Below are 21,275 nucleotides of genomic sequence, written 5' to 3'. Positions count from 1 at the left end.
GAAGATTGCCCGGCTATATTGCAAACCTGGCCCGGCCACAGATCTGCGTTCGAGAACTCAGATTCCGCCGGAAATGCCGCATTGCTCAGGCAGGATGCTTGTCGCCTTCCCGCCGAACCCCGGTTTTCACTTTTCCTCGACTGCTCTAATAGAAACTGCGCATGGTGGACTGCGATGAATCGGCATCGGGGCCGTAATCTGCCTCGCTTTCGATCTGCAATATTTCCTGAAGACGCGCACGCGCGCGGCTGACACGGCTTTTGACCGTTCCAACCGCACAGCCACAGATATCTGCAGCCTCTTCATAAGAAAAGCCGGACGCGCCAACCAAGATGATGGCCTCACGCTGATCATCCGGCAATTGTTCCAACGCCACGCGGAAATCCTGCATGTCGAGCGCACCATATTGCGAAGGATGGATGGCCAGGCGCTCACTGAACAGGCCATCGGTATCCTGCACCTCACGATCATGCTTGCGCATTTGCGTATAATATCCATTACGCAAAATGGTAAAAAGCCAAGCCTTGATATTGGTGCCGGGAACAAAACTATCCTGTTTTGCCCAGGCCCGCATGATCGTATCCTGAACCAGATCATCCGCACGATCCGCCTGCCCGATCAGGGAAACAGCAAAGGCGCGCAAGCTTGGTAACGACGCCAGCAAATCGCGTTTGAACTGCGTTTCCCGATTAGTCTTCGGGAGGTTGCGACTGCCCATAAGCACCCCCCTTACCAGCCAGCGTTAATTCTGCCCTGTCCAGCTTCTCAAGCAAGCTTAAAAAACGTTCTGGTATTGCCTCTTCCTGTATGGAATCAAAAAAAATGCGCAGTTTACGGCTGACTTCGCTGTCCGCCTCCAGCAGGTCCTCCTGAATCTGCCGAACCGAACCGTCTTCGTCCTCTTTTTGATATGGTTTTATTTTTTTCATCACAGGATCTTCATAGACGCTTGCGTAACACCCTTACACGCTGCTCTTCTGCAAGCATTAATGCATATTTAAACAGAAAGTTCCCGCCAAAATGCAACACATCCAGCATTATTTTTGAATGTTACTGTTTTTGATTATAATCACGCAGGGATCAAAGAATATGTTAGCTAGGATTTGATGATTTAATAAGAATATTTTAAAATCAAATTGCCAGAATGTCATTTGATATTTCAATGACTTACATGGCAGGAAAGGAGCAAGCAGTATGCCATTATCGACGCGTATCGCGCCGCATCTACCCTTTTTGCGTCGGTTTTCGCGTACATTGATAGGGTCACAAAAAAATGGTGACCACTGTGTCGCTGCAATGCTGGAAACGCTCATCACAGATCCTGGCCTGTTCCCGGCAGCATCCTCCGACCGTATCGCGCTCTACAAGCTCTTCATCACGCAACAAAAAAACACAATTGTTCCATCTCGTGACCATGACGAAGCTGCGCAGACAGCCACCCTTTCACGCATGAATATCCTGCCGCGACAAGCCTTTCTGCTCATTGCCAGCGAAGGTTTCCAACCCAGAGAAGTCATGGAAATTCTTGATATTTCCGAACGCGAACTGTCTCAGCTCATAGGTGCGGCATCTGCCGAAATATCCCGACAGGACGCCACCCGCATCCTAATTGTTGAGGATGAACCTTTGATTGCCATGGACATTGAACAGATTGCCGAAAGCATGGGGCATGAAGTTGTAGGCATTGCCCGCACCAAAAGCGAAGCAATCACGCTTTATGAGCGTGAAAATCCGGGCATGCTGCTGGTGGATATCCAGCTTGCCGACGGCAGTTCCGGCATTGATGTCGCAAGCGACATCCTGCGCAGCGAACAGATCCCGATAATCGTCATCACGGCCTTCCCGGAACGACTCCTGACAGGTACAAGGCCTGAGCCAACCTTCCTGGTCAACAAGCCATTCAACAAAGATCTGCTCAAGGCCATGATCAGTCAGGCCCTGTTTTTTGCCGAATTCTCGGCCAGCAAAGACTGACCGGTACAAGACGCCATTGGTACAAAAGGGCCGTGCATGTTTCCAAAGGGCAGGCGGTATGCCCGGCTTTCATCCTGAAAAAGAAGAACGCCGCTGACAACCGGACTAATATGTCAGTTGTAGCGGCGTTCGTAATGTTCGCCTATTGCGGGGTAGAGCGAACGTGAAAGGTTCAACAAGCGGGGGCAGAATTGAACCTTTCCACGCAATAACGCGGGACCTTCAAAAGGGTTCCACTATTTTTTGATTTTTTTGCAATATAGTTCGAGCCGATGATGCACGATCTCAAAACCCAGCGAACGGGCAATCTCTTCCTGCAGCTTTTCAATCCGGTCGGAGCGGAATTCAACAACATCGCCGGTATCCATATCAATAATATGGTCGTGATGAATGCCGCTTGCCTGTTCAAAGCGTGAAGGGCCACCAGCAAAAGCATGGCGGTGGATCGCGCCCTGTTCTTCCAGCAGCTTCATGGTGCGATAGACTGTTGACAGGGAAATATTGCTGTCAATCTCTACCGCGCGTCGGAAAATTTCCAGTGCGTCGGGATGATCCTCGGTTTCGCTCAATATATTGAGAATGATACGGCGCGGTCGCGTGATACGCACGCCAGCGCGTCGCAATTCCTGTTCATAATCGCGTTTAGTCGATGCATCTTCCATTACAGGATTATGAAACATTACCCACCCAGTTGCAACTCTTTGCAACTGGAACAGGGAAAACTGCACCGATCATTTTACCCCTTGGCAAGCCTACCCCTGAGGACATCAGATTGATGAGTAACGCCACAGGACAAATACGTTCTGGTGATGATTGTCAAATGTGGGCCGAAGACCATACCGCTTTCGATCTCCCTGTCCGAACGATCAGGGCAGGATCAATCGGCGAAGGCTGCCATGAATTGTCCGCGGCAACCTTTGCCATACCAATCGGAGCGTTATCCTGCGCCTTTCAATTATAGGCACAGGATGCCCTGTCATTGGCTTATTTGCCTGCAGCAATTGCCTTTTCAAGGCGTTGCTGTACCAGCTTTGGCTTCTTTGCCGAGACAATCGCATCAAGATTGGCAGGATTGTCCCCCACCGAAATCAGCGCAATCATGCCCATTGCATAATGCGGTGTGCACTTGACCAGATAGGCGCCTGGTTTTTCAACTGTCAGCACATAGGTTTCATCCACCTTGCTTTTGAACGGCTCAACACCTTCGGGAATCATGCCCTTGATCGACTCGATATTATGTCCCTTGTCAATCGGCTTGAAAGTGATCGTGTCGCCTGGATTGGCCTTGATAAAGGCCGGCTCAAAAACCATGGCACCTTCAGCCCCTTTGTTGAGCATCTGCACTTCAATATTTTCAGCCCGGACAGGGCAAGCCAGCAAGGCGAGAACGCCAGCGATAGCAAATTGGGGAGCAAGTTTTGCCATTTTTCAACTCTCTGTCAGTAGAACGCCGTCGGTTCCATCGAGAACTGATGTATCGTGATATTGACGGTCGCTCCTTGATTCAACGCAAAGAGCCGAAATATTCTGAGTGGAATTATCACATTTAAAGCAGACGGACTGCAGCCGTCCTCACATTATGCCCGGTCTTTTCAGGCCCTTTCGCCCTTTGCAAAAGCACCGACATAGCCAATGGCGGCAAAAAGCAGGCTTGCAACAATATTCCAGCCGGCAAAAGACAAGCCGAGAAAATGGCCCGGCGCTGAATCGCATGAAGGCGGACGCACGGCATTCAGCTCATCCAGCAGATTGCCGGCATTCTGGGTAATACGCATGGCCGATGAGCAATCAGCCGGCCCCTGCCAATATTTCAGTTCAACGCCGGTGTGAAAGACGGCAAGCACCAGACCATAAGTCATCAAAAGCGCGCCGAGCAAAATCAGAACGCGGGTCAACATTGATGACAGGTTCAGACAGGAAGAAACCCAGCCCATGGCAAGCAGCGGAATCGCAATATAGTAAGGCGTGCGCTGTTCCAGACATAATTTGCAGGGAATGAAACCGCCAACATATTCAAAGGCCAGTGCGGTGCCGACGGTCGCCGCAAGGCCAAGCGTCATGATGCCTGCAACCCAGGTCTGAATTTTGCCAGTCGACTTTGTGAGTGCTACCATCAATTTGTCCGAACCCTGATCATTTCGCCATGAAATATTGCCAATGTGGCCATGCCAAGGCGCAAGTCCTAAGTCTGATTAGCTGTGGAAATATTTCACAGCAAAGAACAGCAAAATCAATATGACCGCGACAGTTCCCGCGATCAGACCAAGACGTTTTTCTATAAAATGACGAATTGGTTCGCCATAACGCTGCAAAAGCCAGGCGAGGAAGAAAAAACGGGCTCCGCGCGCCAGAACGGCTGAAACAATAAACAGCCAGATATTGATGCCAGCGGCACCGGAAAGAATTGTAACAACCTTGATCGGCGGCAAATGTGCCAGACCCGACGTGATCAGCATCAACAGGATGGCATCAGCGCTGGCAGAGCCGCGCAGGCGATCGAATGTGTCGAGCTTGCCGTAAAATTCGAGAACCGGTTTGGCGAGCTGTTCATAGGCGTGATAGCCGATATACCAGCCAGCGACACCCCCCAGCACCGAAGCTACCGTGGCAATCAGCGCATAGCGCCAGGCACGGTCAGGTCGCGCCAGAGCCATCGGCACGAACAGCACATCCGCAGGAATGAGGAAGACAGAACTTTCAACAAATGCAATGAAAGCCAACCACCATTGCGCCGATTTGCGTCCTGCAAGCTGAAAAGTCCAGATATAAAGGCGGCGTAGCATTCCAAATCCCGACTGGTGCTCAAAGTGTTGCATGCCTGTCTCTATAAAGAAGGCATCATGAAGGAACAATCCGCCGTTTCAATCAATCCCATGCGCAAATGCGCGCACAGGCTGCGTCAAACGCAACAGGCAGCGGACAATCTTCTCATCAGTAATAAATGCCAATCCGCCGCCCGCCGATGATTTCGACATCAATCTCCATATCGTAGATCGAGCGGAGAATATCCGGATGGATCAGCTCATCCGGCGAGCCCTGGCAGGCAACCTTGCCATTCTTCATCGCCACGATATGATCCGAATAGCAGGAGGCGAAATTGATGTCGTGCAGCACCAGCACCACTGTCTTGCCCAACTCGTCTGCCGCACGCCGCAACAGTCTCATCATGGATACCGAATGTTTCATGTCGAGATTGTTGAGCGGCTCATCCAGCAGCACATAGTCCGTATCCTGACACAGCACCATTGCCACAAAGGCTCGCTGGCGTTGACCACCAGATAACTCATCGAGAAAGCGATTGCCCAGCACTTCCAGCCCAAGATAGCCGATTGCCTGTTCGACATGTCTTTGGTCATCACTGTTGGGGCGCCCCTTGGAATAGGGATAACGGCCAAAGGTCACGAGATCGCGCACCGTCAATCGTGAGCCAATATTGTTTTCCTGGCGCAGGATCGACAGACGTTTTGCCAGCACATCGCCCGGCGTGGTTGCGACATCCAGCCCACCAATGGTCACCCGGCCGCGATCCATCGGCAACAGGCGGCTTATCATCGACAGAAGTGTCGATTTGCCTGCGCCATTGGGACCGATGATCGAGGTTATGCCGCGTGTCGGCAAAGTCAATGTGACGTCATCCACCACAAGGGTGCCGTTATAGGATTTGCTGACTTGGCTGATTTCGATCAACGCGCATTCCCCCTGACGAGAAGGATGATAAAGACAAGGCCGCCCAGAAATTCGATGACGACGCTGAGCGCCGTATTGAACGCAAAGACGCGCTCCAGAATGGTCTGGCCAGCGACAACACAGAGAATGGCAAGCAGAATGGCAACCGGCAGAACGATGCGGTGTTTTGACGAGCCTGCAACCATATAGGCGAGATTGGCGACCAGAAGGCCGAAAAAGGTAATGGGGCCGACGAGTGCGGTCGAGACCGAGACCAGCACGGTGACGAGCAAAAGGATCGTGCGCACCATGCGGCGATGATCAACGCCGAGATTGATCGCCTGATCGCGCCCCAGTGCCAGCACATCGAATACGTGCAGATAGCGCCAGCCATAAAGCGTAACCACAGCAATTATGATGACCGACAGGGTGAGTATGTCGGTATTGATCGTGTTGAAGCTGGCAAAAAACCGATCCTGCAAGATCGCAAACAGGTTGGGGTCGAGCATGCGCTGCAACAGGTTGGAAATGCTGCGGAAGAAGACGCCACAGATAATGCCGACCAGCATGACGAGGTGCAGGCTGCGCACAGCACCTGAAAAAAGCCAGTAATAAAGCGAGATGGAAAAGATGACCATCACCGCGGTCTCAGCCATAAAGCGTATATTCGGTCCCAGCCAGTCAATCTGGATTGCACCGAACAGGAAAACCACCAGCGTCTGGATCAGAATATAGAGCGCATCAAAGCCCATGATTGAAGGCGTGAGGATGCGGTTATTGGTAATGGTCTGAAACAGGACCGTCGACACCGCAATCGCATAGGCAACCAAGACCATCGCGAGCAGCTTCGTGCCACGGAAAGACAAAATGAAAGCCCAGCTGCCCTTGGCACCCAGCGTCATGAAGGCGACGCAGGCAACAAGGGTCAAGAGGGCAAGCAGTGCGATGATGGCGAAAGAACGCTTAGGCAAGGCGCGCACCTTTCCGCAGCAGGAGGTAGAGGAACAGCGCACTGCCCACAACGCCCATCATTGTGCCAATCGGAATCTCATAAGGATAGCGGATCAGGCGACCTGCAATGTCGCAGGCAAGCACCAGCCCTGCTCCTAGCACAGCCACCCAGGGCACGGCGCGGCGCATGTGATCGCCGACAAACAGGCTGACAATATTGGGAACGATCAGACCCAGAAAGGGAATCATGCCGACCGTCACCACCACGGAAGCACTGACCATCGAGACAATGACCAGACCAAGCGTGACAACGCGGCGATAATTGAGGCCAAGATTGGTGGTGAAATCCTCGCCAAGCCCAGCAACCGTAAAGCGGTCAGCGGCGATATAGGCAACGACCGTCAAAGCAAAAGCGATCCACAGCAGCTCATAGCGCCCACGCAGAACACCGGAAAAATCCCCCGTCGTCCATGAATTGAGCGACTGCAGAAGATCATAGCGATAGGCGATGAAAGTGGTGATTGCGCTGACCACACCGCCAAGCATGATGCCGACCAGCGGCACGACCAGAACCGAGCGCAGGGGAATGCTGCGCAGGATTCGCAGGAACAAAACTGTACCGGCTAGCGCCGTGACCGTTGCCACCAGCATCTTGCCGAAAACGGGAGTTTCTGGCGCAAACAGAATGACCAGCAGAATGCCGAGGCTTGCCGATTCAACCGTGCCTGCCGTTGAAGGCTCGACAAAACGGTTGCGCGTCAGCATTTGCATGATCATGCCGGCAACGGCCATCGACATGCCGGCAAGAATGATGGCCAAAGTGCGCGGAATGCGGCTTACCAGCAGCACAAGTGTGGCATTTTCCGCGCTGTCCGCGCTGAACAGCGTGCGCAAGGAGACATCGCTGACGCCAATGAACAGGCTGATGACAGCCAGAATGGCGACCACGGCTGTGGCTAAAGCAAGTCCCTTCACGCGCATTTCCTGTCTTTTGCCTTGTCACAACAATGAGCCACCTGCCATGCAGATGGCCCATCAGGACTGGGTCGAAACGCTTCTTACCTGGCCTTGTCAAACGCCTCGGAAAGCTGATCAATCGTGCCGTGCAGAGCGGTCAGACCGCCGCCGACGAGGTACCAGTTCTGAGCCTTGAGGTAAACGATCTGATCGTTTTTCGCAGCATTGGTCTGCTTGACAAGATCATTATCCAGAAGCTGCTTAGCCGAATTGCCATCACGGCCAATGGCGGCGTCGCGATCAATCACGAACAGCCAGTCCGGATTGGTCTTGGCGATGAATTCCGGGCTGATCGGCTGACCATGCAGACCGATTTTCAGATTGGGATCGGCAGGCTGCATGCCATAGGCATCATGCAGCGAACCAAAGCGCGAGCCTGGACCATAGGCGCTCATCTTGCCGCCGGTGGTGAGGATCAAAAGGCCAGTGCCCTTGTCGGCCGTCTTTGCCTTCAGTGCATCGACATCAGCCATGAGCTTTTCAATTTCAGCCTTGGCTTCGGTTTCCTTGCCAAAAATCTGGCCGATCTTTTCCACATTGGCCACAGTCCCGCCAATAAGATCATTGGCGGGAACCGTCAGATCGATGGTCGGCGCGATCTTGGCAAGTTCCGGATATTTTGCTGCCGAACGGCCGCCAACAATGATCAGGTCAGGTTCAGCCGCATTGATGGCTTCATAATCCGGCTCAAACAATGTACCGACCTTGGCATAGTCATCCGACTGATATTTCTGCAGATAGTCAGGAAATGCAGCAAGCTTTGGCACGCCCGAGACCTTGACGCCGAAGCGGTCAAGATTATCGAGTGTGGCCAGATCAAGAACGATAACCTTCTGTGGTGCCGCCGGAATTGCCGTCTCGCCCTGTGCGTGCTTGATGGTGATATCGTCAGCAGATGCGACCGTTGCCAGCGAAAGCGCCATCACGGCTGCGCCACACAGGCGGGCGACGTGTTTGCCGATATTCAGCATGGTTATCATTCCTTCCTTGCATTTCCTGTTCATCTTATATCCCCGGAAAACCCGTTTACGGAGAAAGCTTGTTAATTCTGCATGCGTGAAGCCATGGCTCCCCGCTCAAAGATAGTGCCTTTCAGATCGGCAAGCCGCGGCGCACCAAGAAGCGCCATGGCTGCCTCCAGCTCGGTCTGAAGAATGGTGAGCATATGGGCGACCCCGGCAAGCCCACCAACGGCAAGCGCATGCAAAACCGGCTGACCGACAAGCACTGCCGTTGCTCCCAGCGCAATCGCCTTGACAATATCGGTGCCGCGCCGGATGCCTCCGTCGACCAGAACCGGAACCCGGCCTGACACTTCCGCAACAATGGCTGGCAACAGATCGATTGTTGCTGGCAGCGTGTCGAGCGTACGCCCGCCGTGATTGGAAACGATCAGACCAGAGACGCCCGCGCCGAGAGCAGGTACCACATCGGCCGGGTTGACGATGCTTTTCAACAAAACCGGCAGTGATGTCTGGGCGCACAACCATGCAATATCATCCCAGCATGGTGCGCCCTGCAGCAAGCCTTTGAAGACCGGACTGCCGACCGTTTCGGGCGCCGCGCTGCGCTGTTCAAAGCCCGAAAGATTAACCGCCGAAACACCCTCCGGCAGGCGGAAACCTGCACGCTGTTCGTCATTGCGAATGCCATTGACAGGTGCATCAATGGTAACGACAATCGCCTTGTAGCCAGCATCTTCTGCCCGGCGGATGAGCGTCAACGTGTCGTTGCGATGCAACTGCATGTAAAGCTGGAACCATAATTTGGTCGTGGAAGCCTCGGCGATCGCCTCAAGCGAAACGCTTGCCTGCGTGCTGACCGTCATCCAGCAATTGGTGAGAGATGCTGCACGCACGGTTTCGAGCTCGCCTTGCGGATGTACCAGTTTGTGATAGGCAGTTGGCGCCAGAATGATCGGATAATCAAGCCTTTCGCCAAACAGGGTGCTTACTGCCGACGCTGCGCTCATATCGACCAGCGCGCGCGGCATGAGTCTGATCCGGTCAAATGCAGCACGGTTTTCACGCAGCGTGATGCCATCGGCTGCGGCCCCCGCAATATAGGCGCGGATTGCCGGATCCACTCGCTCATGAAACCGGCGCTCATAATCAAAAAGCGAAACAGTATCAGCCGGAATTGTCATGCCGATACCCTTTGCGCCAAGGCCAGTGCGCGCGCCGCATAGGCGCGCAGACGCGGATCGGCATGCTCTGCCAGCATTGCCCCGCACTGTTGCCAGAAATCAGGAAACCCCGTCTCCAATGTCTTTTCGAGCCAGACCTGAGCCTCCGCAATGGCGCCATCTTCGATCAGATGGCGGGCATAGTTGAACTGCGCCCAGCAATCGCCGCCTTCTGCCCCGGCCTTGAAAAAGCTTCTCGCCTGATGTCGCTCCGATGCCCCCAGATGACCATCTTCATAAAGAAGGCCAATCATGTTCAATGACTTGACATGGCCAAGACGTGCTGCCTCGACATAAAGCGCCAGCGCCGCATCTGGATCGCGCTCGACGCCATCACCGCGCACCAGAAGATCGGCCAGATTGAACATGGCCCAGGCATCACCCATATCGGCAGCGCGGCGGAAATAGGCCACAGCCATTTTTGCATCACGTGCCATGCCCCAGCCGCGCTCTGCACAGCGTCCCAGCATGTTCCATGCCCGCCTGTCGCCACTACGGCCAGCCGCACGGAACCACTCCAGCGCTGCAGTCGTGTCGCCACGGTCAAGCGCCATTTGTCCCAAAGCCAGCTGCGCATCAACGATCACGGCATCGCCTTGGGCGGATGCCATATTGATCGTTTCATCGCTGCCAGCATTCGTCATCATAACTGAGCAAACCGCCGCAGAAGATTATGGTAATGATTGACCAGCGCCAGCACCGACGGATCATCATCGCCAAGTTTCTGGCGAATATCGATGATCGACATATCAAGCTCGTAAAGCATGCTGCGCAGCCAGTCATCCGCAATCATCGACTGCGCCCAGAAAAATGAACCCCAGCGGCTGCCACGCGTGACCGGCATGACCCGGTGCAGGCTTGAGGCCGGATAAACCACCATGTCACCTGCCGGAAGTTTGACCGAATGTGTGCCATAGGTATCCTCAATTACCAGTTCGCCGCCGTCATAGTCATCCGGATCAGTGAGGAAGATCGTGGTGGAAACATCAGCGCGGATGCGCATGCCAGCGGTTCCGGGCACGACGCGGATGGAATTGTCCACATGGGCGCCGAAAGTCATGCCGACATCGTAGCGATTGAACATCGGCGGCAAGACGTACAGCGGCAAGACGGCCGAATTATAGATCGGATTGCGTCCCAGCGCCTTCAGAATGAACTCGCCCAGCTCACGCGCTTCCGCACTGTCAACCGGAATCTGCAGGTTGTTCTTGCTCTTTGCCGCCTGATCGCCTGCCGTTACGCGCCCATCCACCCAGGGTGAATTTTCCAGAACCTTGCGGCAATGGAGGACTTCTTCGCGTGTGAGCACATTGGGAACAGTGATCAGCATGGTTCTTGCCTTTATGGAACTGAAGAGCCACGCGCCTGTTCACCAGGGCGCGTGTCTCGCATTGACCGCCGGCTATCGCTGGCAGACAGTGTCCAGATCAGAATGTCGTACCGATATTGAGCATGAAGGTACGGCCCGACATCGGAACAGCACGACTGTTGTTGAACGACGAGCTGTAATTCAGATGATCGGTCAGATTGTAGGCATTGAGCGAGACGCGGAAATTGTCCTTCTTGTATGCCACCATGGCATCAAGCGAGAAGTTTTCCGGCATTCTGGCCGTGTTTGCAGAATCTGACCAATATTTTGAAGCGTACTGGATACCGCCGCCAACAGTGATATTGCCCGGCAGATTGGCAATCTCCGGGAATTCGTAAGCCGTCCACAACGAAACATTGTGGTTTGGCACACCCGGTGCATCATTGCCGATCAACGACGCGTCACTGGCATAGGTGACCTTGCCATCGAGATAGGCATAGGCGAGATAGGTCGTCCAGTTCTCGGTGATCTTTCCGGACAGGCCAACTTCCACACCCGAAACACGACGGCCCTGGCCATTGTCCGAGAAGCCATCGACAATATCACCCGTGACCGGATCAATCGTGTAGGAATTGTTCTTGTTGATGCGGAAAAGCGCAATCGATGCGCCAAGACGGCCATCAAGGAAATCTGCCTTGGCACCGATTTCATAGGTATCCGCACGTTCCGGCTGATTGATCATGTCAGCCTGCGGCACTTCGCTGCCTACGCCACCAACCGCGGCGGCGATATCCGTACCAACCGGACGATAGGTGCGCGCAAAGGATGCGTAGAAGGTATAATCCTGCGTCGGCTCCCAGATGGCACTGAATGCAGGGCTGATCTTTTCCGAGGTCGCAGTACCACCATTGATCGACGTTGCAGTCGTATCAAACTCGCTGCGGAAATAATCCCAACGCAGATTGCCCTGCAGGGAGAATTCATCCGTGATCCAGACGCGATCGCTGACGAAAACGCCGACATCCGTCGCATTGGCCGAACGCTTGGTTGCGCCGTACTTCACAGAAGCGCCCGGATAGTCGTACTGCGGATCAATGATCATCTGATTGCTTGGACGGCCCGTCCATGAACCCAGCGAACGCTTGTCATCCTGATAATTCACATCAAGACCAACCATCGCACGATGGCGCAGCGCACCCGTGGTAAACTCACCCTTGGCACTGAGAACATTCTGGATTGCCCAGCCATCCTGCTTGTAGGTCATACCACCTTGAGCACCATAGCTGAGATTGTAGTTCAGACCACCCAGGATCGCAGTCGCACATTCATCAATGCAGGCTGCCGGATTGGTGGAAGAGAAGTCGCGATCATAGATGCTCAAGCGGGTATCGTTGTTGATAGTGATACCGTTTTCGAGCTCTTTTGAATAAAGCGACGTGATGACATGGGTATTGGTGATGTCGCGGTCGGTGCTGCGCACATAAGACTGCGAACGGCCAATGCCCGGAATATCATACTCCGTCAGAGGACGCAGAATGCCATCCTTGCCCTGCAGCATCGGCACACCATAATCCGGCGTCTTGTCGCCATGCAGGTAGAAATAGTTCAGGTGCCATTCCTGATCCGTGCCGATGCCGGTCGCAAAATCGATTGCGCCACCCCAGCGGTCAGCCTTCACATGATCACGATCGGCAACGTCCTGCCTGTTGAACATGCCGTTCACACGAACAGCCGTCGTGTCATTGATCTTGTAATTCGAGTCGATCAGCGTGCGATAAGCCGGCCCCGTACCAAAGCCCTGGTCAATGCTGTGCCTGGTTTCAAGATGTGCGCGCTTGGTCGTCTGATTGATAACACCACCGAGATTACCAACGCCGAAAGCTTCACCCGACGGACCCTTGATGACTTCAACAGATTCCGTATTGAAGCTGTCGCGCGTATAGACACCAAAATCACGCAGGCCGTCGAGATAAACATCACCCTTCGAGGTCAGACCACGAATGCGGAACTGGTCACCATTCTGACCACCATTGCCTTCACCCGTCGAAAGCGTAATACCCGGAACATTGCGCAGAACCTGCTCAAGCGTCGTCGCCTGCTGCTGCTCAATCAGCTGATGCGGAACAACATTGACGATCTTCGGCGTTTCCTTGACCGTTCCAGGCAGACGTGCAATGCCGATCGGCGCGCTGTTGACATTCCCAGTAGAATTGGCACCTTCGATCACGATCTGGTCGAGAACGACACTATCACCTTCACTTTGCGCCGGCTGTTTCTCATCAGCTTTAGCCGGCTCTGCATTCACTGCTGCCGGAATGGCGGAAAAAGTGAGCGCCAGGCTGGCTGTGGCAGCCCCGGATACCACAGAATGGCGCGTTTTCAGTGACTTCTCGGATTGCATTGACCTCTCCTGCTTTGGTCGGGCAGTCTGAATCATGACCAGATTTTGGCTGAATTAATTGTTGACTTTTTTGTACAAGTTTTCAGGAAAGGCAAGTTTTAATTTCACGTTTGCGCATTTTTTCGCAATGAGGTTATCGGTTGTTGCGAAATTGAAACGGATTTGCGCCGGATAACAAATTTAGCCATTTCGCGCAGCGATGGAGAGCAGGGCATTGACAGGCCAGCACAATGCCGATTTGAAAATTACCCTGCTCAAGCCTCAGGCTTGTCCCATCCTCTTTGCTCTTCCGTCAAAAGCGACCAGGCGGCGATAAACAAGGCCGCAATCAATGGGCCAATGACAAAGCCATTGATGCCGACCAGCGAAATGCCGCCAATGGTAGAAATCAGCACGACATAATCGGGCATGCGCGTGCTTTTGCCGACAAGCGGCGGGCGCAGGAGATTATCCACCAGACCGATAACGAGCACACCGACAAAGACCAGAATGCTGGCCTTCCACCACGCGCCAATGGCAAAATACCAGGCGGCGGCAGGCGCCCAGACAAGGGCTGCCCCGACCGCAGGCAACATGGAAACGACCGCCATCACCACCCCCCACAACAGGGCGGCTTCAATACCAAGCAACCAGAAGGTCACCCCGCCAATCGCTCCCTGCACTATGGCGATAATGATATTGCCCTTGACGGTTGCGCGAATGACAGCAGTGAATTTCTCCAGAAACTGCCGGGTATAGTTATCGCTTAATGGCACGGCCCGCCTGATTGTGTTGCCCAGGTCTTCCCCGTCACGAAACAGGAAGAACAGTAGATAAAGCATGATGCCGATGCCAATGAAAAATTGCAGCGTATTCTGCCCGATGCTCAGCAACTGACCGGCCAGCAACCGGCTGGCCTGCAGGATTGAATTGGAAATACGCGTTCGCCATTGCGAAAAATCGCCAAGCTCAAAATGCTTCAGCCACTCTTCCAGTGTCGGCGGCAAGGCGGAAATGATCTGGCTCACATAGCGGTTGATGTCAAATTCACGCGTCGCCAGCCTTTGATAGAGCTGACTGCCTTCCTGCACGAGAGAACTGGAAAGGATGGCCACCGGCAAGATCACAAGACAGATACACACCAGCACAGTCAGAAAGGCGGCTATGTTCCTGCGCCCGCGCAACAGTCTCACAAACCAACGCTGTATCGGAAAAAACAGGATTGCCAGGATCACAGCCCAGAGAATGGCCGTGTAATAAGGCACCAGCAACCAGAAAAAAGCCACCGTAACCAGTGCAAGTAATATGTAAAAGCTCGTGCGCTGAATCGTCATAGGCACCTTCGTAATAAGCGTGACAGGCCCCACCGATTCCCTGCCGTTGCGTTGATTGTACTTTGCAATCATGAAAAATGGGAGATGATAAAAGAGCCAAGCCCGGTTATCAGCCAGACAAAAGCTGCGATATCGTGCCAGCAAGACAGCCTAAGCTTTCCATTTGCCAGAAAGGGCATCGTGGCTTCAGGTCTCTTCGCGCTCCTGGACGAGATTGCGACGCTTGCAAAGATGACCGCAGCCTCCTTGATGATATGCAGCCCAGACCGCCAAGGGCAGCGCCAAGGTGGCAGGCATCGTGATTGATGATACGGCGGTTGCGTACAAATATGTTGTCGGCCTTTTGCCGGTTCATGGCAAGGACACTGTTTCGACCGCTTTTATCTGGCTTGCAACATCCTTCCTGCAGGCTGTGCTTGCCATTCTGTCTGGCCTTGTCCTTGTTGCTGGCGTACATGCGGTGAAAAAATGCGCTGAAGGACGGCGCAAGCAACAGGAAGACAATGACCATTTTGCCTATCGTAAAATATCCCGATCCGCGACTGAACCAGATTGCCGAAACCGTCACCGTCTTTGATGCCGGTTTGCGCAAGCTCACCAATGACCTGCTGGAAACCATGCGCGCTGCCCCCGGCATTGGCATTACCGCGCCGCATGTCGGCATATTGCAGCGCGTGGTCGTGCTGGAACTGCCCGGCATGGCAAGCAGGGTCTATGTCAATCCACGCATTTTATCGGCTTCGAACGAAACCATGCGCCATGAAGAAGGCAGCGTTTCCATGCCCGGCGTGGTGGATGAAGTCGAGCGATCGGCAAAGGTGACCATTGCCTATCAGGATCTCGATGGTCATGAACAGACAGAAGAGGCAGAAGGTCTGCTTGCCATCTGCCACCAGCATGAGATTGATCAGCTCGATGGCATTTTCTGGATCAGGCGCCTGTCGCGGCTAAGACGCGAGCGACTGATCAAGCGCTATGAGAAATTGCAGCGCCAGCGCTGACAAAAGCGACCCGCATCGCGCGGGCCGCATCATTTCCTTCAACCCCAGCAATCAATAGAGCAGGCGGGCGCGGATTGTGCCTGGAATTTCGCGAAGGGTCTGCAGGATCGTTTCGCCGGCATCGCCCACGCCATCTGCCTCGATCACCACATAACCGATCTCGCCATCCGTCTGCAGAAACTGACTGGCGATGTTGTAATTATGCGTCGAGAACACATTGACCAGGCTATTGAGAATGCCCGGGCGGTTTTCATGCACATGGATGAAGCGGGTGCCGTTTGGCGTCGAGGGCAGCTGAACCTGCGGGAAGTTGACCGCACCAACCGTCGAACCAACGTCAGAATATTCAACCAGCTTGCGCGAGACTTCCAAACCGATGCGTTCCTGCGCTTCCTCGGTCGATCCACCGATATGCGGCGTGAGGATCACATTATCCAGCCCCTGCAACGGCGAAACGAATGGATCCTTGTTGGAAGCAGGCTCCGACGGGAACACATCGATGGCCGCACCCGCCAGATGGCCTTCCTTGAGAACCTTTGCAAGTGCCTCCAGATCCACAACCGAGCCACGCGCATTGTTGATGAGGAAAGCGCCCTTCTTCATCTTGCGCAGCTTTGCTTCGGTGATCATCTTGTTGGTGGACTTTGCCTGCGGCACATGCAGCGACACCACGTCCGAAATCTTCAACAGCTCATCCAGACTCGAAGTCGGCTTGACATTGCCATATTGCAGCTTGTCCGACGTATCGTAATAGCGAACCGTCATGCCGAGGCTTTCGGCCAGATTGCCAACCTGCGAGCCTATATTGCCATAACCGACAATGCCGAGCGTCTTGCCGCGCACTTCACGACTGCCGGTTGCCGTCTTGTCCCATCCGCCCTGATGCGCCTTGTTCGAACGCGGAAAAATGCGGCGCATCAGCATGACGATCTCGCCAATCACCAGTTCAGCCACCGAGCGCGTATTGGAGAAGGGTGCATTGAAGACCGGAATACCGCGCTTGCGCGCCGCTTTCAGGTCGACCTGATTGGTACCGACCGAAAAACAGCCCACGGCGATCAGCTTATGCGCGGCCTCGAAAATTTCCTCGGTCAGCTGCGTACGTGAACGAATGCCGATAATATGGGCGGAAGAAATGGCCTCGATCAGTTCTGCCTTGTCCAGCGCCTTGGGCAGATGAGTCACATTGGTATATCCACTGGCCTTGAAATAATCGACTGCCGTCTGGCTGATGCCTTCCAGCAGAAGAACATTGATACGATCACGGGCGAGAGAAAGACGTTCCGTCATTTGAGGAGTTCCAGGCTTCACGGCGTGGTGCAAATCGAGCCATTCTACGACACGCCTGTCTAAGGGGATTGATAGCTGCTTACGCCTTCCCAGACTTCGCCATCCGAAAAGCGTATTTATCGATGTTCGATTTACGACATATTTGAACCCAATACCGTCGTCAATTCGAGTGTCCGGACACTGCCGCCAACCTTGCAGGCACAGCCGAGTCCTTATGCGGCATCGCTTTAACACCACAGCGCCGCCATGAACAGAATGGAATCGGCCTTGGCGGGCGCAAAATTGGATTTTTCTGTCGGATTTCGCGCAAATTTCCTGCGGATGATCGTCGCAGCCACATGCCTTGCCCATGCAGACGCATGCGCGGGAGAAAAGCCTCGCCCATCATGCATTCCATCCTGTTGCACGAAAGCCCGGAGATTGTTTCCAAAATCGGCTTTCTCACTGATCAGCCACATGAAGTTAACCCGTTATTTACCACGTTTGGCGAAATACTGCGCCAGCATCGGCGCGCAAATGCTGCTTCGCTTGCCGCCATATTCCAACAGGCCCGTTCATTCTCATGGTTGATACGCATTCGACATCAGACGCCAAAATGATCGCCGCGGCATTGAATGCAACGCGCGAGCGTCGTTCGTCCATGTCTGCCGTCGAGGATATCAACCGCACACTGGCAGAGCTCGAAAGCCAGATTGCCATTCTTGAAGGCGAAACAGGCCAGCCACTCAAGGAAACCACACAACGCAAATATTCTGAATCGGCCATTGCCGGGCTGGAAGCCATTGCCGAACAATTGCGCCGCCTGAGCGATCCATTGCTAGTGTCTGCCCCGAAAGCGCAAACCGACACGGATGGCCCTGTTTCCGCACGTCTTTCGCAGATGCGTGCAAACACCCGCCAACCGGATCCAGGCAGCAATGACACCACCAAGCTGCACACGATCGACATGCAATTGAAGCGGATTGATACGCATCTGGCCGCGGCACCCGGACAAGAAGACCCGTCTGCCCATGCGTCGTCGGATGCGATGTTCCAGCGTCTGGGCGAGCTGTCCCGCCGCATTGACATGCTGCACACCAATGCCGCCATTCATGGGCAGACGATCAACCGGCTGACCGACCAGTTGGAAACACTGGCCAGTTATGTCGGACGCATTGCAGAAAAGCTTGATGCTACCGAACTCGACAAAATCGAGCAGCGTCTTGCCGTTTTTGCCAACAAGCTGGAGACAATCGAAAAACGCGCTGCCAATCGGCAGGCAATGTTTCAGGATGCGATCGAACAGCGTTTCCATGCACTGACCGAGCGACTTGACGCCCATTACGCCGCCCATCAAAGCGCCTGCGAAAAGGTGGAAAAACTCGAAACCGGGCTGGTCGACAATCCTGCCATCCGCAAGCTGGAACTGCAGATTGCAGCCCTTGGCGACATGCTGGCAAAGCCATCCGCCGAAACGGCCGCACTGGAACACAAGATCGCCTCCATCGAGAAGACGATCACCGACAATCGCGATGTGGTCATCGAAGCTGCAAGGCTGGCTGCTGAACAGGCCGTCAAGCATTTTGCCGAACAGGCAGACCACAAGAATGCCCAGACTTTCGCCAGCATCCAGAGCAATCTCACTGCCATCAGCGAACGGCTGGCCAAACTGGAAGATGCAGCGTCGGTCATTCCACAGGCCGCAAAGCCTGAGCCATTATCCGGCATCCCGTATTTTCGTGTCCCCAATGCCAAAGCAGCCACGGCAAGACACTCGGGCAAGACGGCAGAAACGTTGTTGAAGGCCAGCAAGGCCTTTCACGAATTTCGCGCTGAACAGACCAAGGCTTCAGAAAAAGACGCACAGGCTGGACAAAACCACTATGACAATATTGCGCCTTTCCCGCCAAGACGCGGGCAGGCCGAGACTGAACCTGCACAATCATCATCCGATAACGGACAGGCCGGGCCAGATGGCATTCTCAATCTCAATGCCATCATGAAACGGCTACGCGGTGAGCGCGCACATCCGGTTCGCACCGCAATCCGCAAGCCTGACCTCATTCAGGTCGCCCGCATGGAAGCCCAGCGCAAGGCAAAAGCGCCTGCGACTGAAAGTACCTCTGCCCCCGAAAATGCGACCGAAAAAAACCGATCCATCCGTGACATTGTGAGCCGGAATTCCAGGCCGTTGCTGTTTACCGTGACGCTGATTGCCGCCGCCCTGTCTGCCATCCAGCTTGGCATACAGGACATGGCGAACAGGAATGCGCCTGAAATCGACGGCGAGACCACCGCCAGCATCCCGGATGAGCCAGCCGTCATGCCAAAGGCTCTGGCACCCATTCCGCAATTGCCGGATGAGGCTGGCCCGCTGCCGCTGCGCCGTGCCGCAGCCAAAGGAGATGTTCGCGCCCTGTCTGAAATCGGCAACCGCTATTTTGATGGCCGCAATGGCAAGGTCGATTATGAAACGGCCGCGCAGTGGTATACCATCGCAGCCCTGCGCGGTTTTGCTCCTGCCCAGTTCCGTCTTGGCAAGCTTTACGACAAGGGTCTTCTCGGCAAGCAGGATGCGCGCAAGGCCGAGGACTGGTATTTGCTGGCCGCCAAGGCTGGCAATGTGAATGCCATGCATCACTTGGCCGTCCTATATTCAAACGGTATCCATGGTGAAGCCGACAATGCCAAGGCGATCAGCTGGTTCCGGGAAGCGGCACAATATGGCCTCAAGGACAGCCAGTACAATCTGGGCGTGCTTGCCGCACGCGGCCTTGGCATGCCTGCCGACTTTCAGGAAAGCTATAAGTGGTTCGCGCTTGCCGCCAGATCTGGCGACAAGGAGGCCGCCGAAAAACGCGACATGATCGCCCAAGCCCTGTCCCCGGAACAACGGGCTGCCATCGACCAATCCATCCAGAATTGGACACCCACGCCGCGCAGCAAAAGCGCCAATCTGACAGAAATTCCAGCCGCATGGTCTGATCATCCATCTGTCGCAACACCAGACGCCAGCCACAATAAATCATGATCAATTTGCCCAGATACTGGGCATGACCATAATTCGGGCAGATTTAACGGCGAAAATGTTGTTTTGTAACAACATGCTGCAAATTTTGTTTATTCAAAACCGATAGGCTTGCATGACTCTCATTCGGCGTTTGACTTCCGCATTGATAGAACGCAAGACGATAGGATAGAGAGCTTGCAAGGTGGGGCATCCGCCTTGCAAGATGTGTTTATATTGCGCCAAGGCCGGGTTCGAAATTGGGTATTTATCTTCCCATTGCAGAGATGTCGGTCAACATGCTGGTCCTGTTCGGCATGGGGGCAGCCGTGGGCTTTTTATCCGGCCTGTTTGGCGTCGGCGGCGGTTTTCTCATCACGCCACTTTTGATCTTCTACAACATTCCCCCCGCCATTGCCGTTGCCACGGGGGCCAATCAGGTCATTGCTTCGTCAGTTTCCGGCGCGCTTGCCCATTTCAAGCGGCGAACGCTTGATATCAAGCTCGGCACATTTCTGGTGATCGGCGGTCTTTTCGGCTCCGTGATTGGTATTTTTGTCTTCTCGTGGCTGCGCGAGCTTGGCCAACTCGACCTGATCGTGTCGATCCTTTATGTTTTCTTCCTCGGCACGGTTGGCGGCCTGATGCTGGTTGAAAGCATGCGCGCCATCCGCAAGGCAAAGTCCGGCAAGACGGCCGCCTTGCGCCGTCCGGGTCAGCATACCTGGATCCATCGCCTGCCGCTGAAAATGCGCTTTCGCGCCTCCACCATCTATGTCAGCATCATTCCCGTCCTGGGCATTGGTTTCTTTATCGGTCTGCTGTCGTCAATCATGGGTGTCGGCGGCGGTTTCATCATGGTGCCGGCGCTGATCTATCTGCTGCATGTGCCAACCAATGTGGTTGTCGGCACGTCGCTGTTTCAAATCACCTTCGTTACCGCCGCCACCACGATTCTGCAGGCCACCACCAACCAGTCGATCGACATTGTGCTAGCCTTCCTGCTGATGGCAGGCGGCGTGGTCGGAGCGCAATATGGCGCGCGCGCCGGACAGAAACTGCGCGGCGAACAATTGCGCCTTTTGCTGGCCCTGCTCGTGCTTGCGGTGGGGTTACGCCTTGCATTCGGCCTCTTCGTGCGCCCGGACAACCTGTTCTCTGTCACAGTTGTGGATATGTGAC

The 21,275-nt window shown here is 54.4% G+C and carries 20 protein-coding genes and 1 pseudogene; 5 read left to right on the top strand and 16 right to left on the bottom strand.

Going from position 1 to position 21,275, the window contains the following annotated elements; all coding sequences use genetic code 11:
* Positions 1-145 precede the first annotated feature (145 nt).
* Both ACFO1V_RS14010 and ACFO1V_RS14005 read right to left on the bottom strand, forming a co-directional pair.
* Positions 146-718, bottom strand: a complete 573-nt coding sequence (locus tag ACFO1V_RS14010; protein WP_374831172.1) for an RNA polymerase sigma factor — start codon at positions 716-718, stop codon at positions 146-148.
* Positions 690-929: a NepR family anti-sigma factor gene (locus ACFO1V_RS14005; protein ID WP_374831170.1), complete on the bottom strand. Its 240-nt coding sequence runs from the start codon at positions 927-929 to the stop codon at positions 690-692. Before ACFO1V_RS14005 ends, ACFO1V_RS14010 begins: the two co-directional genes overlap by 29 nt.
* A gap of 265 nt (positions 930-1,194) precedes the next feature.
* On the opposite strand from ACFO1V_RS14005, the gene ACFO1V_RS14000 reads away from it, so the two are divergent.
* Positions 1,195-1,974, top strand: a complete 780-nt coding sequence (locus ACFO1V_RS14000) for a response regulator (protein ID WP_374831168.1) — start codon at positions 1,195-1,197, stop codon at positions 1,972-1,974.
* 236 nt (positions 1,975-2,210) lie between these two features.
* Here the strand turns inward: ACFO1V_RS14000 and ACFO1V_RS13995 are convergent, their stop codons facing one another.
* The 13 genes from ACFO1V_RS13995 to ACFO1V_RS13935 all read right to left on the bottom strand — a co-directional run bounded on the left by ACFO1V_RS13995 (position 2,211) and on the right by ACFO1V_RS13935 (position 14,816).
* Positions 2,211-2,636 (bottom strand): Fur family transcriptional regulator, encoded by a 426-nt coding sequence (locus tag ACFO1V_RS13995; protein WP_374831258.1) that lies wholly within the window; start codon positions 2,634-2,636, stop codon positions 2,211-2,213.
* Positions 2,637-2,958: 322 nt separating this feature from the next.
* Complete coding sequence (locus ACFO1V_RS13990; RefSeq protein WP_374831166.1) at positions 2,959-3,399, bottom strand: pseudoazurin; 441 nt, start codon at positions 3,397-3,399, stop codon at positions 2,959-2,961.
* Positions 3,400-3,566: 167 nt separating this feature from the next.
* The gene (locus ACFO1V_RS13985) at positions 3,567-4,088 is read right to left on the bottom strand and encodes a disulfide bond formation protein B (RefSeq protein ID WP_374831164.1); all 522 of its coding nucleotides are present in this window, start codon (positions 4,086-4,088) and stop codon (positions 3,567-3,569) included.
* A 78-nt stretch (positions 4,089-4,166) separates the two neighbouring features.
* Positions 4,167-4,757: a YqaA family protein gene (locus ACFO1V_RS13980; RefSeq protein ID WP_374831162.1), complete on the bottom strand. Its 591-nt coding sequence runs from the start codon at positions 4,755-4,757 to the stop codon at positions 4,167-4,169.
* A gap of 148 nt (positions 4,758-4,905) precedes the next feature.
* Positions 4,906-5,661 carry an iron ABC transporter ATP-binding protein gene (locus ACFO1V_RS13975; protein WP_374831160.1) on the bottom strand — a complete coding sequence of 252 codons (756 nt, stop codon included), beginning with the start codon at positions 5,659-5,661 and terminating at the stop codon, positions 4,906-4,908.
* Positions 5,658-6,611, bottom strand: coding sequence for an iron chelate uptake ABC transporter family permease subunit (locus ACFO1V_RS13970; protein WP_374831158.1), 954 nt, complete (start codon positions 6,609-6,611; stop codon positions 5,658-5,660). The genes ACFO1V_RS13975 and ACFO1V_RS13970 overlap by 4 nt, the downstream gene beginning before the upstream one ends.
* The gene (locus tag ACFO1V_RS13965; RefSeq protein WP_374831157.1) at positions 6,604-7,566 is read right to left on the bottom strand and encodes an ABC transporter permease; all 963 of its coding nucleotides are present in this window, start codon (positions 7,564-7,566) and stop codon (positions 6,604-6,606) included. The genes ACFO1V_RS13970 and ACFO1V_RS13965 overlap by 8 nt, the downstream gene beginning before the upstream one ends.
* A gap of 83 nt (positions 7,567-7,649) precedes the next feature.
* Positions 7,650-8,579, bottom strand: coding sequence for a siderophore ABC transporter substrate-binding protein (locus tag ACFO1V_RS13960; protein ID WP_374831156.1), 930 nt, complete (start codon positions 8,577-8,579; stop codon positions 7,650-7,652).
* Positions 8,580-8,650: 71 nt separating this feature from the next.
* On the bottom strand, positions 8,651-9,754 hold the full coding sequence (locus ACFO1V_RS13955; RefSeq protein ID WP_374831154.1) for an alpha-hydroxy acid oxidase: 1,104 nt from the start codon (positions 9,752-9,754) through the stop codon (positions 8,651-8,653).
* Positions 9,751-10,404, bottom strand: coding sequence for a tetratricopeptide repeat protein (locus ACFO1V_RS13950; protein ID WP_374831152.1), 654 nt, complete (start codon positions 10,402-10,404; stop codon positions 9,751-9,753). The genes ACFO1V_RS13955 and ACFO1V_RS13950 overlap by 4 nt, the downstream gene beginning before the upstream one ends.
* Positions 10,405-10,436: 32 nt before the next feature.
* Entirely contained in the window at positions 10,437-11,123 is a 687-nt protein-coding gene (locus tag ACFO1V_RS13945; RefSeq protein WP_374831150.1) for a Fe2+-dependent dioxygenase, read from the bottom strand.
* A gap of 97 nt (positions 11,124-11,220) precedes the next feature.
* Positions 11,221-13,503 (bottom strand): TonB-dependent receptor, encoded by a 2,283-nt coding sequence (locus ACFO1V_RS13940; RefSeq protein WP_374831148.1) that lies wholly within the window; start codon positions 13,501-13,503, stop codon positions 11,221-11,223.
* A 254-nt stretch (positions 13,504-13,757) separates the two neighbouring features.
* A complete protein-coding gene (locus ACFO1V_RS13935; protein ID WP_374831146.1) occupies positions 13,758-14,816 on the bottom strand; it encodes an AI-2E family transporter in 1,059 nt (352 codons plus the stop codon).
* Positions 14,817-14,996: 180 nt separating this feature from the next.
* Between ACFO1V_RS13935 and ACFO1V_RS13930 the strand changes: the two are divergent.
* Together ACFO1V_RS13930 and ACFO1V_RS13925 are read left to right on the top strand one after the other, a co-directional pair.
* Positions 14,997-15,271: pseudogene (locus ACFO1V_RS13930) on the top strand (DUF808 family protein); the annotation flags it as partial.
* 48 nt (positions 15,272-15,319) lie between these two features.
* Positions 15,320-15,817, top strand: a complete 498-nt coding sequence (locus ACFO1V_RS13925; RefSeq protein WP_374831144.1) for a peptide deformylase — start codon at positions 15,320-15,322, stop codon at positions 15,815-15,817.
* Positions 15,818-15,868: 51 nt separating this feature from the next.
* Here ACFO1V_RS13925 and serA read toward each other — a convergent pair whose 3' ends face one another.
* The gene (gene serA, locus ACFO1V_RS13920; RefSeq protein ID WP_374831142.1) at positions 15,869-17,107 is read right to left on the bottom strand and encodes a phosphoglycerate dehydrogenase; all 1,239 of its coding nucleotides are present in this window, start codon (positions 17,105-17,107) and stop codon (positions 15,869-15,871) included.
* 595 nt (positions 17,108-17,702) lie between these two features.
* Between serA and ACFO1V_RS13915 the strand changes: the two genes are divergently transcribed.
* A complete protein-coding gene (locus ACFO1V_RS13915) occupies positions 17,703-20,117 on the top strand; it encodes a tetratricopeptide repeat protein (RefSeq protein WP_374831140.1) in 2,415 nt (804 codons plus the stop codon).
* Positions 20,118-20,392: 275 nt separating this feature from the next.
* Positions 20,393-21,274, top strand: a complete 882-nt coding sequence (locus tag ACFO1V_RS13910) for a sulfite exporter TauE/SafE family protein (RefSeq protein ID WP_374831256.1) — start codon at positions 20,393-20,395, stop codon at positions 21,272-21,274.
* The last annotated feature ends 1 nt before the right edge of the window (position 21,275 follow it).

The organism is Daeguia caeni (assembly GCF_042653845.1).
GTDB lineage: Bacteria > Pseudomonadota > Alphaproteobacteria > Rhizobiales > Rhizobiaceae > Brucella > Brucella caeni.
Note: the sequence above shows the minus strand (reverse complement) of the source record. Positions and strands in the feature narration are given on the sequence as shown.